Origin of the sequence: Rossellomorea pakistanensis (assembly GCF_016908495.1) — a bacterium.
Classification (GTDB): Bacteria; Bacillota; Bacilli; order Bacillales; family Bacillaceae_B; genus Rossellomorea; species Rossellomorea pakistanensis.
This window is the reverse complement of record NZ_JAFBDZ010000006.1, coordinates 76609-91249: the sequence shown is the minus strand read 5'-3', so window position 1 is coordinate 91249 and position 14641 is coordinate 76609. Positions and strand designations below refer to the sequence as shown.

Annotated in this window: 18 protein-coding genes; 5 read left to right on the top strand and 13 right to left on the bottom strand. The window is 37.8% G+C overall.

What is annotated here, in order from left to right; genetic code table 11:
* Positions 1 to 234 precede the first annotated feature (234 nt).
* The 3 genes from JOC86_RS24815 to JOC86_RS21765 form a co-directional block, all read right to left on the bottom strand.
* The gene (locus JOC86_RS24815; protein ID WP_239587768.1) at positions 235 to 324 is read right to left on the bottom strand and encodes a putative holin-like toxin; all 90 of its coding nucleotides are present in this window, start codon (positions 322 to 324) and stop codon (positions 235 to 237) included.
* Positions 325 to 507: 183 nt separating this feature from the next.
* Positions 508 to 1221 (bottom strand): methyltransferase domain-containing protein, encoded by a 714-nt coding sequence (locus JOC86_RS21770; RefSeq protein ID WP_205175077.1) that lies wholly within the window; start codon positions 1219 to 1221, stop codon positions 508 to 510.
* A 54-nt stretch (positions 1222 to 1275) separates the two neighbouring features.
* Positions 1276 to 1443, bottom strand: coding sequence for a hypothetical protein (locus tag JOC86_RS21765; protein ID WP_205175076.1), 168 nt, complete (start codon positions 1441 to 1443; stop codon positions 1276 to 1278).
* 53 nt (positions 1444 to 1496) lie between these two features.
* Between JOC86_RS21765 and JOC86_RS21760 the strand changes: the two genes are divergently transcribed.
* The 4 genes from JOC86_RS21760 (at position 1497) to bioC (ending at position 6404) form a co-directional block, all read left to right on the top strand.
* Entirely contained in the window at positions 1497 to 3182 is a 1686-nt protein-coding gene (locus JOC86_RS21760) for a hypothetical protein (protein ID WP_205175075.1), read from the top strand.
* A gap of 468 nt (positions 3183 to 3650) precedes the next feature.
* On the top strand, positions 3651 to 4847 hold the full coding sequence (bioF, locus tag JOC86_RS21755) for an 8-amino-7-oxononanoate synthase (protein WP_205175074.1): 1197 nt from the start codon (positions 3651 to 3653) through the stop codon (positions 4845 to 4847).
* Positions 4844 to 5590, top strand: coding sequence for an alpha/beta fold hydrolase (locus JOC86_RS21750; protein WP_205175073.1), 747 nt, complete (start codon positions 4844 to 4846; stop codon positions 5588 to 5590). Before bioF ends, JOC86_RS21750 begins: the two co-directional genes overlap by 4 nt.
* A complete protein-coding gene (bioC, locus tag JOC86_RS21745) occupies positions 5583 to 6404 on the top strand; it encodes a malonyl-ACP O-methyltransferase BioC (RefSeq protein WP_205175072.1) in 822 nt (273 codons plus the stop codon). The genes JOC86_RS21750 and bioC overlap by 8 nt, the downstream gene beginning before the upstream one ends.
* 60 nt (positions 6405 to 6464) lie before the next feature.
* Here the strand turns inward: bioC and bioA are convergent, their stop codons facing one another.
* Together bioA and bioD are read right to left on the bottom strand one after the other, a co-directional pair.
* Positions 6465 to 7832 (bottom strand): adenosylmethionine--8-amino-7-oxononanoate transaminase, encoded by a 1368-nt coding sequence (bioA, locus tag JOC86_RS21740; protein WP_205175071.1) that lies wholly within the window; start codon positions 7830 to 7832, stop codon positions 6465 to 6467.
* Complete coding sequence (gene bioD / locus JOC86_RS21735) at positions 7810 to 8541, bottom strand: dethiobiotin synthase (RefSeq protein ID WP_205175070.1); 732 nt, start codon at positions 8539 to 8541, stop codon at positions 7810 to 7812. Before bioD ends, bioA begins: the two co-directional genes overlap by 23 nt.
* Positions 8542 to 8971: 430 nt before the next feature.
* Between bioD and JOC86_RS21730 the strand changes: the two genes are divergently transcribed.
* The gene (locus tag JOC86_RS21730; protein ID WP_205175069.1) at positions 8972 to 9259 is read left to right on the top strand and encodes a hypothetical protein; all 288 of its coding nucleotides are present in this window, start codon (positions 8972 to 8974) and stop codon (positions 9257 to 9259) included.
* Between the two features lie 59 nt (positions 9260 to 9318).
* Here the strand turns inward: JOC86_RS21730 and JOC86_RS21725 are convergent, their stop codons facing one another.
* The 8 genes from JOC86_RS21725 to JOC86_RS21690 form a co-directional block, all read right to left on the bottom strand.
* Positions 9319 to 9567 carry a hypothetical protein gene (locus JOC86_RS21725; protein ID WP_205175068.1) on the bottom strand — a complete coding sequence of 83 codons (249 nt, stop codon included), beginning with the start codon at positions 9565 to 9567 and terminating at the stop codon, positions 9319 to 9321.
* An 18-nt stretch (positions 9568 to 9585) separates the two neighbouring features.
* Positions 9586 to 10152: a flavin reductase family protein gene (locus tag JOC86_RS21720; RefSeq protein ID WP_205175067.1), complete on the bottom strand. Its 567-nt coding sequence runs from the start codon at positions 10150 to 10152 to the stop codon at positions 9586 to 9588.
* A gap of 349 nt (positions 10153 to 10501) precedes the next feature.
* Positions 10502 to 11134 (bottom strand): response regulator transcription factor, encoded by a 633-nt coding sequence (locus JOC86_RS21715; protein ID WP_205175066.1) that lies wholly within the window; start codon positions 11132 to 11134, stop codon positions 10502 to 10504.
* Positions 11127 to 12173: a sensor histidine kinase gene (locus tag JOC86_RS21710; protein ID WP_205175065.1), complete on the bottom strand. Its 1047-nt coding sequence runs from the start codon at positions 12171 to 12173 to the stop codon at positions 11127 to 11129. Before JOC86_RS21710 ends, JOC86_RS21715 begins: the two co-directional genes overlap by 8 nt.
* Positions 12170 to 12901, bottom strand: coding sequence for a cell wall-active antibiotics response protein LiaF (gene liaF, locus JOC86_RS21705; protein ID WP_205175064.1), 732 nt, complete (start codon positions 12899 to 12901; stop codon positions 12170 to 12172). Before liaF ends, JOC86_RS21710 begins: the two co-directional genes overlap by 4 nt.
* Positions 12902 to 13092: 191 nt before the next feature.
* Entirely contained in the window at positions 13093 to 13743 is a 651-nt protein-coding gene (locus JOC86_RS21700; protein ID WP_205175063.1) for a PspA/IM30 family protein, read from the bottom strand.
* A 23-nt stretch (positions 13744 to 13766) separates the two neighbouring features.
* Positions 13767 to 14111: a lmo0954 family membrane protein gene (locus tag JOC86_RS21695; protein ID WP_205175062.1), complete on the bottom strand. Its 345-nt coding sequence runs from the start codon at positions 14109 to 14111 to the stop codon at positions 13767 to 13769.
* A 268-nt stretch (positions 14112 to 14379) separates the two neighbouring features.
* Positions 14380 to 14637, bottom strand: a complete 258-nt coding sequence (locus JOC86_RS21690) for a hypothetical protein (RefSeq protein WP_205175061.1) — start codon at positions 14635 to 14637, stop codon at positions 14380 to 14382.
* Positions 14638 to 14641 lie beyond the last annotated feature (4 nt).

The window sequence follows — 14641 nt, the reverse complement described above, 5'->3', positions numbered from 1 at the left end:
AGATCCTTTAGTGCTTCTGTTTGAATTTCTATCTTTCCCATAAACAATAGATGACTCTTTACTAAATAATTGAAATATGTATATAATAAGAATAACAAAGTAAACTAAAAAAGGAGTTCTGACGGCAATCAGAACTCCTCCACAGCATAAACTGCATCGAAAGTGCAGCGGCTCACCTAGAGTCAATGAAAGGAAGTAATCATCTTTAACCCTTATGAGCGGACGGGGCGATGGTTACTTCTTTTTCTCTGTAACCGCAATTATTGCTACGATTAAAGTGCCAAACGAAATCATCAATGTTAGAACGTCTTCGATCGCAATCATTTAGCGTATCACCCCCCTTCTTACTTTTGGGAGTGTGAGCCGCTACCCCATCTTCCTTTATGCTGTTATTCGTATTATAGCACAAGCATAGTGGTATTTAATCCTGCTAAAAGGACCTTTTCGATTATTTGTTTAGGTATAAATGCGGAATCTAGCTCTTAATTGTCTTATAGTATTAGGTTTTTATCTTCCCCTAGATTTTTTTACTACATAGGTAATCGCATTGGTTTTCATTAAAATAGGCTTCCTATCTCGAGTGATTTCATACTCTAACGCTTTCTCGAAGACATTTAATTCTTCCCAACCACTATAAATCGTCTTTAATTTCATCATCATTTCTTCTGTTGGAATATTTACTTCCATTAATGCTTCAAGTTTTTTATTCGTTTCTAAATCGATTTCTTCTATACTTGAATTTACGATTAAACAATTCATTCCATTCTTTTTCGTACCTGCAGCCATTTGATTCACAACACTAGTGAATTTTTGTTCTGAATGAACGTGTTCCAAGCTTGAAACAGCAACAATCAAATCATATTCATCTGGTCTAATTTCGTAGTATCCTAAATCCGCCTTTTCTATTGAAATCGTTTCCTCCACCCGATATTCCTTGCTGTATTCCTTTAATTTATAAAGTGCGGAATCTAATAAGTCCACACAGATTACTTTTCCATTTCTTGATTTAATAGCTCTAGCAATTGGAATACTATTTCTTCCTACACCTGAACCTAAATCCAGAACACGGGGATTTTCTTTCCCCTCTAATAAAGGAATTAGGTCTATCACAGTTTTTACTGGTTTATGCAGCCAAGAGCCCGGTTCGAATAATGTATGGTTTTCATAACATTCATCATGATACTTCTTTTCTGCTTCTCGAATGAACTCGATTCTGTCCACCATTTCCCCCCTAGATTTGTCATTCACCTAAAAAATCGCCCCCCATAGATCTAATTAGAAATCCTTGTTTTTCTTTTTTTCTTTGCGGTGGTATTTATCCTCTTTTAAGATTAGATATTCTTTTTCTAAATCCTTCATTTCCTTCCCCTTTATCACGATGAAATTCTCTATTACTAAAATTCTCTGCAAAACGATTGATCCGTCTTTGAAACTTTTCCTCAAAGTAAACCGTATATAAAACATAAGAAAAATTAACCGCTTTGAAAGGAGAACGTATGGGAAATATATTTCTGTTTTCACTCATTGTTGGGTTAGCATCAGCATTAGTGCTTATACCCATTTCAAAAAATAAAAAAGCAAGTAAGAAAGAGGGAACACAGCCTCAACTAAAGACCATCTTAATAGGTACGGTCATCTTATTAGTACCAGCAGTATTAGCTTTCTATTATATTAGTAACCTTGATCGAAACTTCACTTCCTTATGGGTCCTTATGATTCTTGTTACCGCTGCAGGGGCATTATTTGCTACTGGAAAGGAACGGATGATCAAAACGGTCTTATTCATTGGAAGCCTGATTGTAGGTGCATACTTTCTAACAGCTTTTCTATTTAATGCCGATGATAAATATGAACATGCCAAAATGGAAGAAAAAGTGGAAATCGAAGCATTTGATGAAAAGGAAACACCTGCAAGTGTCCCACCACAATTTGCCCGTAACAAAATGAAAAAGGCATTTGGCCAGGTTCCGAACACAAGCTATTATGAACTTGGGAATCTGCAAATTCAAAAAGTAAATGGAGAATATGTTTATATTGCCCCAGTAGAGTTCTCGGGATTTTTCAAATGGTGGAATGGCGACAAAACACCAGGATACTTCACTTTAAGTGCAACTGACTCCTCTGCAAATCCAAAGTTTATAAAAGAAGATATGGTTTACACCCCTTCTGCTTATTTTAATAAAAATATTGAGCGTCATATTCGGATGCAATATCCAAATCATATCTTTTATGGGGATGCACAGCTAGAAGTCAATGATGAAGGAAAACCTTATTATATTCGGACATATGGCGAATTTGTTTCTGCTCGTAATGGATTTACGGTGAAAGGAATAGTTTTAGTGAATCCCAAGAACGGTGATACAAAATCATACACGTTAGCAGATGCCCCCGAATTTATAGATGGCGCGGTCTCACCTGAAGCCGTCAGCTTGCAAAATAGCTACTTCGGAAACTATGTCCAAGGCTTCTGGAATAGTAAGTTCGGAAAGTCAGACGTGAAGCTTCCGTCAGATGAAGGAACGGAAGCGAATGTGAGTCCAATCTTTGATGAAAATGGTGATATGTATTACTTCACTGATTTTACTAGTCCTAAGGAAGGCGTTGACTCGATGCTTGGGTACTCACTTACTAACTCAAGAACCGGGGAAGCGACCTACTATACTGGAAATCTGGAAGAGTCCTACATGGACTCAAGAGGTGCATTAGACATTATTGAAAAGAAATTCATCGAGAAGAAATGGGATGGTGAAATGCCTGTCCTCTACAACTTCTACGGCGAAGCAAGCTGGTTGACTCCAGTACTGGATTCCAACGGTTTTCTCCAAAATTACTTCATCGTATCAGCAGCTAACCCAGAAATCTCTGCCTATGGAAATACTCCAAACGATGCGATTAAAAAATATAAAACCGCCTTGCAAAGAGGTGGAAGCACTGTAGACGGCAGTTCCGATGCGGAGGAAAAACAAATAAGCGGTACAGTGGTAAGAGTCTATAAAGAAAAATCTGGTGATTACACCATTGTTTCGTTTTTACTAGACAATAAGAAAAGCTACATTGTTTCATCTGAGAATACTCCTTTAGCCATCTATTTGAAAGAGGGAGATAAGGTTAACGTACACTATATGGCAACAGGAGAAGCGTTCTTACCAGTGAAAGAAATGGTCATTGAGGGACTGGAATAATTTCAAAAGAACACGATGAGCAGCAGGAATCTCATCGTGTTCTTTGTTTATATAAAAGACATTTATTACTGCTTCCTCCTTTTGTTTTCACCGAAATCAATGTCTGCACGTAAATTTGTCCAGGCTCTAAAATCTGTTTTCCACTCATAAACCTTGAACTTTCGCAAATAATGTTCAGGTTCTAACTCATAATGTCGATGGGTCCGCTCGTAAATCTTGTCCAGGCTCATAAATTTATTTCCCTACTCAGAAAATCTTGAACTTTCAATCATAAAGTCCAGATAATAAATCATAAACCACCCGTTTCTCCGCATAAACCTTGCTTATAATAAGTTCTTACGATGTGATTCGGAAGAAAAATTGGCACCTAGGAAACTCCGATTTATACTATTTCACCTAAAAATATGTTAACCTATAATTACAATAGGTTAACAATAGTGATTTTTATGGAGAAGTGAGGTAATCATCATGCAAGGAGAAAAACAATTACCATGGGTAAAGGAAGCTTTAACCGAGCTTCGCCATTTAGAGGAAATATCTCAGACTCGTAAACTTACAACAACTGAGTGCGCTTATGATCCGTGGCTTAGGATTGATGGAAAAGAGATGTTGAATCTAGCCTCGAATAACTACATGGGGTATGCCGGTGATGAACGCATAAAAAATGCAATGATCGATGCAATCCATACATATGGTGCAGGGGCAACGGCTTCGAGGTTAATTGTTGGCAATCATCCACTTTATGAGGAGACAGAATCGAAGCTTCTATCATGGAAAAATGCCGAAGCCGGAATCATCGTAAATAGTGGTTATACAGCAAACGTGAGTATTATTTCTGCATTGGCGGGTCGAGGTGATTTCGTTTACAGTGACAAACTGAATCATGCAAGCATTGTCGATGGAACAATTTTGAGCCGTGCAAAGTTTTTAAGATATCGGCATAATGACTTAGATCATTTAGAATCGATGCTGAAGAAAAATAGCAATAAGAATAGACATTTAATTGTTACAGATTCATTGTTTAGTATGGATGGGGATTTCGCCCACCTTAAAGAGCTCGTTCAATTAAAGGAGCAATATCATGCGCTATTAATGGTCGATGAAGCACATGCCACCGGAGTCTTTGGAAAAAAAGGCGAAGGATATTCCTATCATCTTGAACTTCAGGATAAGGTTGATATTCATATGGGGACATTCAGCAAGGCTCTAGGAGGGTTCGGTGCCTATATTGTCGGTAAGTCTTGGCTTATAGACTACCTTTCGAACCGTATGCGCGGATTTATTTATTCGACTGCACTTCCCCCCGCCATACTAGGGGCTGCAAAGGCTGCAATTGAATTGGCAGAAGAGGATCAAGAAAGACGGACCCTTCTTCATGATCATGCTGCCCATTTTCGAAGATCTCTCACAGACTATGGGTTTACTCTATGTGGCAGTCAATCACAGATTGTACCCATCATGATTGGAAGTAACGAAAAAACGATTAAATTTGCTGAACTGCTACGCCATGAAGGGATCGCTGCCATCGCCATCAGACCACCAACCGTTCCAGAGAATCAAGCTAGAATTCGCTTTACTATCACAGCAGATCATCGTAAACAAGATATAGAGTGGGCTGCTGAAAAAGTTGCTCTTGTCGGAGCAATGATGGGAGTGATAGGATGAGTCGACCACATTTATTGATGCTTCCAGGCTGGGGAATGGAATGTCACGTTTTTACCCCCTTGATTCCCACACTTTCTAACATCTTTCAGCTTTCATTTTTAGATTGGAGAGGCGTAAGGAATGAAAATGAATACATGAAAAGAGTCAAAAACCAATTAGATTCTATTCATGGGCCTGTCTGGTTACTAGGCTGGTCACTAGGTACCCTTTCTGCCCTTGAAATAGCATGTACATATCCAACTAAAATAGCAGGACTTATTTTGTTTGGAGGAATGAGCCGTTTTACTTCAAATGAACAATACCCTTATGGCTTTAATCCCATTGTTGTTAAGCAGATGAAGAAACAGCTTCAACGAAACAAGGGAAAGACCCTTACTTACTTTTACAAAGAGATGTTTTCAAAAACGGATAAGGGCAAAAAACATTTTCAACAGTTTATGTCTCTAGTTCAAGATCACTTTCTAGGGGATGATTTAGAATCGCTGTCGATAGGCTTGGGTTATTTAATGAATACAGATATCAGATCGGAATTAGGGAAAATTAAGGCAAAATGTTTATTGATTCACGGTGAGGACGATGCGATTTGTTTACATGAGGCATCTACTTATATTCATAAAAAGCTCCAAGTAGAATCGGAAATCTATATTTTAAAGGAAGCCGGTCATATGCCTTTTTTCACTGAGACAGAAAAGTGCGCACAAATCATTTCTAGGTTTTCTGAAGGGATCCATCATCATGATTAATAAACAATTGTTGCAAAAACGGTTTAGTAAAAATGCTAGAAACTATGATAAGTATGCAAAAGTTCAAAAAAAAATGGGAATGGAACTGATTCAGACATTGCCTAAAATCGAGAATGCCGAAACGATCGATGTTTTAGAAATTGGTTGTGGAACTGGCTATGTAACACAGCTGCTTTGTGAAACTTATCTCAACGTCAGGATTACAGCCATAGACTTAGCTCCAGGTATGATTGAGAGGGCAAAAGAGAGAACAAAAGGGATGAATGGGATTACGTTCTTTTGTGGTGATATTGAAGAATTGAGCTTTTCAAGTAGCTATGATTTGATTATTTCGAACGCGACCTTTCAATGGCTAAATGATTTCCAGTCTGTCATTGAAAAATTATACGGACTCTTAAATGAGGATGGAAGAATCGTATTTTCGACATTTGGGAATAAGACCTTTCATGAGCTCCATACATCGTCCCGAAAGGCAAAAGAAACATTAAACCTACCAATTCATCATACACTTGGCCAGTCCTTTTACGCTTTTGAAGATTTGTATCAGCTCTGCGAACAGGTACTCCAATCGTTCTCAGCATTCCCTTATGAGATGAAAGGTAAGCAACTGATCGAAACGGAATATTTTCCAACCGTTAAAGACTTTTTTACCTCTATAAAAAAAATTGGAGCAAATAATAGTAATAAAGAAGGTTCCTATTTGGGTCCTGCATTTTTTAAAGAATTATTTCATCAGTATGAAACAAACTTCATGGATGAACGCGGTGTGAAGGCTAGTTATCATTGTTTATTTTTTAGTATGATTAAAAAATAGAATTAGTTTAATAGAAGCCATGCTTGTTTCATTGTAACCGCATGGCTTCTTTTTTATTGTTTATACTTCAACTGTTGAGGCAGCTTTGTTCGTCATTTCTTCAATTGCGGCTTTCATAATGGAAACCATCTCCTCTAACTCTTTCTCACTCGTTACTAGCGGCGGCATAAAGACGATCGTATCCCCTACTGGTCTAGTCAGCATGCCAAGTTCCCTCATTTTGATCGTTGTCCAATAACCAATTCTTTGCGACCATTCAAATGGGATCTTCTTTTCTTTATCCTTCACTAACTCGATCCCGCAGATCATCCCTAATTGTCTGATATCCCCGACATGAGGATGCTCACTTAAAGGCTCAAGGAGGGTTTCAATTAATTTAGATTTCATTTGAACCTGCTGTACAAGCTGTTCTTTTTCAAAAATCTCTAAATTGGCAAGGGCCGCCGCACAACCAAGCTGATTTCCTGTGTAGGAGTGGCCGTGAAAGAAGGTTTTTAAGCTTGTATAATCATCGTAAAAAGCCTGGTAGATTTCCTCTGTTGTTAGTGTAGCGGCAATAGGTAAATAACCAGCTGTTATTCCTTTAGCAACTGTCATAATGTCCGGCTCGACTCCTTCATGCTCTACTGCGAACATTTTTCCTGTTCTGCCGAAGCCTGTTGCTACTTCATCAACAATGAGAAGGACTTCATACTTTCGACAAAGCTTTTCTATGCCTTTTAAATAGCCTTTAGGCATAATATTCATGCCGCCTGCCCCTTGGATTATCGATTCTACCGTCATACCAGCAATTTCTTCGTGATGTTCTTTTAATAGGTTCTCCAGTTCTTCAAGAGCACGATCACGAATCGTTTCCGGATCTAGTGATTCAGGATGATGATACGGATCGGGGAAAGGGACTACAAGCGAATCAAACATAAGAGATTTATAGACTCGGTGAAAAATATCTACCTTTCCGACACTAATCGCTCCCACTGTATCGCCATGATAAGCATTTTGTAAAGTGATGAATTTTTGTTTCTTCCCTCGCCCTTTATTTTGCCAATATTGGTAGGCCATCTTAATCGCAATTTCTACAGAAGTTGCACCACTATCCGAATAAAAAACTCTTTTTAGGTTGTTCGGTGCTAAATCAATAAGCTTTTCAGCGAGCAAAATCGACGGAACGTTAGCAGCACCTAGTAAAGTGGAATGGGCAATCTTATCAAGCTGCTGCTTGATGGCAATGTTTATTTCCTCTTTTCTATGACCATGAACATTTAGCCATAACGAAGAATAACCATCTAAATATTCATTTCCATCAATATCGCGAAGACGAACGCCTTCTCCACTTTCGATGATGAGCGGATTCTCATCATAATCCTTCATTTGTGTAAACGGCAGCCATAAATATTGGCTACTCTTTTCAACGAGCTTTTGAGATTCCATGATTTATAACCTCCTCTAGGATTTCCATTTTCCAATTATGCATCAATTGATTTTCATCTAACTCACTTAGTCTTTCTTTATAAAAATCTATGTATTGAAGTTTTCCGATAACAGGAACTCCAGTCAGTTGCTCAATCATTCGATAATTATCTTCTTCTATTTCCTCGTTTCCATCAGGAGCATTCTGATTAAGAATGATTCCAGCTATTGGAATATTCCGTTGTATTAACGCCATAACCGAGAGGCTTGTATGATTGATTGTTCCAAGACCTGCACGAGCTACTAGGATAACGGGTAAGGATACCTTTTCAATTAAATCTAACATTGTCGTCTCATCGTTTATGGGAACGATGAGACCACCTGCTCCCTCCACAAAAACAAGATTGTTCTGATTCGTAAGCTTCTCTACCTGTTGTACAATGCTGTGTGGCTCAATTTGTATTTGTTCTTTCATGGCAGCAAAATGTGGAGAACTCGGTGTATTCAAAAGATAGGTATTGGTTTCATTATTAAAAGATTGATTGGCAATCTCTTCATAAAATTCGACATCAGGGGCTACCCATTTACCATTTACTTGTATCGCACCACTTTGAATCGGCTTGTACGGAAAAGCCTTTACACCTTTACTTAAAAAATAGCGAGTTAGTAAACCAGTAATCATGGTTTTACCAATTTCAGTGTCTGTTCCAGTTATAAAAAAGCCTTTCACCCTATTCACCTCTTTATTTGTTAACTCATTTAATTAAAAGGTTAACATTTGTATTAGAAATAGGCAATCAATTTAATCAATGATGAAGGGTGAATTTGTCGAATTTTGTAAAGTTATCGATAGAGAGCAATAAGTTGAAAATAGAATGGAGAAAGTTGAAAATCAAATCGACAGAATGTTAATGTGGCATCACTTTATCAATTCAATTCGGCATTTTACAACGGAAAAGACCCTGCATTGTACTTTCTTTCAATTATGTATAAGAAAACAAGCAAAAAACCTAACTTACTGGTTCTCTACCTACAAATAACATTTTTCATTAATCTCCTCTTTCAAATAATGAATGGCCATGAGAACGGAAGCTTTTTTCAAAATAATACAGGCAACATCCTCTCCTTTCTCCATAGAATGAAGGTAGGAGGTGGATGTCATGATCTCTCGAATAAAATGGTTGTCCTTTTCGATTGAGTTATTTTTAGCGATTCCGATGCTTGGAAATATTGCTGGTGACACAATTCCATATTATTTATGCTTAATTGCAGTATGGCATGCATGTGTCCTTTACATTTCAAGGTCTGAAAGAGAACCTGTTTTAGGAAGTTTGTTTGGAATCATCGCGTCTTTCTTAAACTTTTTCCCAGTTGTGCGAATCGTTTTTCACGCCATCACCGCCCTTATCCTTTATATTGAAATTAAAAATGGTCCTGGAACGGATTAAAAAAGATGACCCGAGTATCCTGTGTTTTTAGGATGGGTCATCTTTTTTATGATGAAAAGTCAATTTTTCTTTCGATTAACGGTACGTTCATTCCCTCTTTTAAAGTTACCCGTCACTTTAGCTAGAATAAGCTGTACCTGTTTATCATTTTCGGCTTGACTGAGCTTATTTATTAACTTCTCTGCTTCTTTTCCCTTAAGAGTCTTGATTTGTTTTCCATGAAACTCAATAAATACTACATGATTTTTGGTGACTCGATAGCTAAAAATCTCTTCATCCAATCGATTACGTTTATCGATGTTATCCAATTTTGCTCTCTCCCTTTATCATTGTTCCTTCCTTATATCATGATTTTTTACTTCGCTATTTTTGTTTACAATGGTGTACTGTGAACGACCGAGATATAGTGGGATGCTGAGTTTTTCAAAATCAGGCAAACCGTTCGGTAAGAACTTTTCATCATCTCTGTAAAAATGGGTGATTTCTCCCACGAACCAATCATGATCTCCATATGAATTGACATCCATGGTTTTACACTCATAAGCAACATAGGCTTCATGTAAAATCGGTGCATTGGTGGTAATCCCACGATCAAACGTCATCTTCCCCTGTTCAAATTTATTCACATCTGCTCCAGAATAGACACCTGTACTTTGAATAAATTCTGAGTGCTGGGCAGGCAAAAAGTTAATCGCAAATGAACCCGACTCTTTTACAAGTTGATATGTATGTCTTTCCCTACCGATCGCTACACCGTAAATCGGTGGTTCATAAGAAATATACGAATGCCATCCCGCAGCCATAATATTGTCTTGACCATCCTGTGAGACCGTTACAAGGGCGACCATTCCGGGATAACTATGCATCACTGTTTGATTTGTTTTTGTTCTCATTAAAATCCCCCTCCCACACTATTATCCATATTTCAGAATGGTCTGTCAGTTTTACGAGTTCCAGTTAAGTTCGCTAAAAAATAGCCCCAACAAATTAATAATAGGCCGCTAGGGTAAATATTTTACGCTCTGAAAAAATTACTTTGTCCGGAATGACTATTTATTTGTCCGATTTGACCATTAATTTGTCTGTTAAGGAGAATTATTTGTCCGAAAACCGCAATTTATTGACCGTTCGACATTAATCAACAAATTTCTCCACTTCCCCGCCCACCGTTATCACCGTCTCTATGGTGTTTTTTAGACACTAACAAAAAAAGCCTAAGCACATCGTTTAAGTGCCAGGCTTTTATTCAACTAGATCATGTTTGAAAGCATAGATAACTGCTTGTGTACGATCTTGAACATCAAGTTTTCCAAGGATATTGCTTACATGTGTTTTTACTGTTTTAAGAGCAATAAATAATTCGTCTGCTATTTCTTGATTTGTTTTTCCCTCTGCCATCAAAAGAAGAATTTCCATTTCCCTATTTGTCAATTCTTCATGAGGTAAAGATGGATTTCCTTTTCTCATTCTTGTCATCATTTTTCCTGTAACCTCAGGCTCTAACACCGTTTGGCCAAGATGTGTCGCTCTCACTGCATCAGCAATTTCACTTGCTTTGGACGTTTTCAGCATATAGCTTGTTGCCCCTGCTTCAAGTGCAGGGTAGACTTTATCATCATCAAGAAAGCTTGTAACAATAATGATTTTTGCTTCTGGCCAGCGTTCGATAATTTTCTTCGTTGCTTGGATGCCGTCCATATTTTTCATGACTAAGTCCATTAAAATAATATCTGGCTTTAATTCAAGAGCAAGATTGACAGCAATGGAGCCATCCTCTGCCTCACCTATAACATCAATATCGGGCTGTGCAGCAAGATAGGACGTAACGCCTATTCTAACCATTTCATGATCATCTACGAACAGTACTTTAATCATTCTTTTCACCTACACTCTTCACTATTGGCACTTTCACTTCCAATCGTGTTCCCTTGTCTGGAACACTGATAATTTTAAGGGATCCACCGATTTCTAAGGCTCTCTCTTCCATATTCTGAAGACCATATGAACCTGTTTTAGCTTCCTCGACACTAAAGCCCACGCCGTCGTCAACAATTCTCATAATGACAAGCGAGTCTCTTTGGATTAACAGAATTTCTAAAGAGGATGCCTTTGAATGCCTTAAAGTATTAGATACCGACTCTTGAAGGATTCGGAAAAGGTGGTCTTCAATCCCTTTATCCAAACTCATATCCTCAAGCTTCCACTGAATCTCCATCGGGACCTTTTGAGTTAATTCCACAAGCAGCTCCTTCATTCCTTCTTGAAGAGATTTTCCTTTTAAAGCGACAGGTCGCAGATGGAGCAGCAATGCTCTCATCTCAAGCTGGGATTGCTGGATCATAGCTTCGACCATTTTTAATTGCTTTTGACTGGCAGGATCTTTTGAAGATTGGGTTTCATTATAGGCCGACATGAGCATACTCGCTGCAAATAACTGCTGACTGACAGAATCATGGAGTTCGCGCGCTAAACGGTTTCGTTCTTGGGAAACGATTTCCTGAATCCTTTTTTCCTGTTCTTCTGCTTTTTCATTTGCTAGCTTTTGCGATAGTTTTGTTTGTTGAGTGATATGTTTCTGAACCTTCGTCATACGATTCGAGAGTTGAATCATTTCACGTGTTTTTACTCCATTGCTTTCCTCTAGAGGTTGACCATTTTCCAATTGCATCAACCCATTATCGATTTCCTGAAGTTGTTTTCTCCAAAAATTGCCGGAAGCAATCCCAAATACGATTCCGATAATAATACTTAGTAAAGGAAGGGAAATGATAATCGGGATATCTATCATTTGAATTTCCCAAAGCAAGGACCAATTATAAACAGGAAATTTCCCTAAGTAGGTAATCGATGTCATAACCAAAACGATGAAAGCGAGTAAGGTTGACGCCAAAATTTGCCTTTGAACAACACTCATACCCGTTTCACCTCTATATCCCCTACAAACATAGACGTGATGATTTTGACGTTTTGCGAAGATTGTTCATATTGCGCTGTTTGGAATTGAATAGATTGATTAATGACTTTAGGTACCTGGTGTTCAAAGACCTTGACTTTCCCTGCCATCACCGTATGATGAATACTCACTTCTACATCGTATGGAACGAGAATCCTAACATTTCCAATAATTTTTCTAATCGAAATAATCGATGTTCCTTTTGGTAGGACCGTATAGCTTAGGTCGATTATATTATCTCCAAATCCACCTTGAACATTAATGTCATCCCATTCATAGACATGCTCAGGAGTTTGCTGATGACCAAACCACGTATTTTGGAAGTTTGACTTCTTTGTAAAAACTTCTTCTTCTCCCTGATAGATCGTGTCATTCACTTTTGGCTTGATTCTCTCTGGATTTTTTTTGGATTCGGCAAATTGAATAATGATGTAGATCATAATCGCAATCAAGAAAAACTTAAAAGCAATCGTATTAAATATGGTTATGACAAGAGTGATCACACCAAACCAGAATATAAGTTTTCCACTCGTTTTTGGCATTCGCTTTCTGCCAAAATAAATACAGGCAATCTGAAACAATAATGGAAAAATGACTTCCCCATTGAAAAACGAGATCTCAAATACTAATAATAAAAGTCCAATGATCAATACCCAGCTGATTTTATCTGTATTCAATCGATTTAACATGAGGAAGCCCCCTTTCTTATGTATATCTGAGGATTTATATAGCTAGTAGGCAGCAAATGAAAGTCCTTTATCCTATATTCAGAACAGATAGCTATTACAGACTGTCGGATTCTATTTTAAAAAATATCCGTTGTCATCATTATCTAAGAAGGCGCAGCAAACCTACGCCTTCTTAGAATACCATGTTTTCCTTATGAAATTGAATTTGTTTCTTCTTTTTTTGATTCTTTTTCTAATTCTGCAATTCTCGCATCAATCGTATTGCGGTGGTAAGAAGAGTTTACCTGGTGTTCAAGGCGATCTAAATAGCTTTCCATTTCATTAAAACGTGAGAAGGATTTATCTGAATAGCCTGTTGTTGATTGTAAAACTTTATTCATACGATGGTTGGCTCGGGCGATGTTTTCTCTTCCCATTAGCTCCATTCGTTTAATGTGCATATCCTTTAGTTTATGCTTCATTTCTTCATATTTTCTTTCTAGATCTTGCAGCTGTTTTTCCGCTTCTTCTTTTGCTGTAGAAAGAAGGGACGTTCTTTCAGAGTAATACTCATATTCTCTTTGTGCAAAATCAAATAACTCGATTTCTCCCGCTGTTGATGCAATTTCTGATTGGTGTTTTCGTTTTTCTGCGAGGTCTTTAGCTTGCACATATTCCTTTTGGAACTCTTCTTTTAGCGTGTATTGACGCTCAACAAGCTTGCGTACCTTTTCAACCTCTTGTTCGCATTCGCGAAGATATTGATTCAGTAATGAGATTGGGTTCTTTTGTTCTTTTTGATCAATAATATCGTGGAAATCTGCTGTAATCGTATTTTTAATTCGGGTAAATAAGTTTGTCATTTGGACATCTCTCCTTTTGTTTATTAATAATTTTTGTGTAGTTTATTCCATTCTTTTTCAAAGTTTGTGAATGGGTCACTAGATTCAACAACTTCGTCTTCTTTATTCCAGTTTTTGAAGACAACATATAGAAAGTAAATAGCTGCGATTCCAATGATAGCTGGGAAATTGGAAGCGGAAGCACATAACGCAATTAATCCAATTGTTCCCCAAACGATCTTCTTGAAGATTGATTCTGTTTTCACAAACCCTTTAAAAGAGTAATAAAGAATCAATAAACTGATCGCTAGACCAATCATCGGTCCAAGATTCGCAAGCAGCACGATCGCTGCAATTCCTCCAACCAAAAACAATGCAAACTTCTTCATTCGAACTCCTCCTTCTAATCGGGTACCAACACTCGACACCATCCATCAATTTTCGACGGGTGCCAGGCACAGCCCGGAATTTGTCGATTGGGGTTGTTTGTTCCCCTCTCGCTATCTGTATCTATCGTACCTATTTTTAGGATTTGTCATAACGAGCCTGAGCTTTATTTTCATCTAAGACTTGAGGCGTATGACAAGCTAAGCTCTAGCATTGGTAGGCATAAACTATAAGAAAAAGCAGAAGCTGATAATTCAGCTTCTGCCTTCCTTATGGTTTATATTTCTTCTCACTTTGTGATTGATTTTTGGTTTTATGTTTTTCTTCCTCTTCCTTCGCTTCTAACCGCTCATCTTCTAAAGGAAGCTGGTCAATCGGCCACTTCTCCTGATCGCGCTTTAATTGTTCTTCTCTCGTAGCTTTGAATGCACTGCCATGATCTTGACGATGACTTTTGTCTTTAAAGGATTCACTCTTTTCTTTACGCTCTTGCTGCTCCCTAAGTGCTTCATTCTTTTCATTCTTCATATAT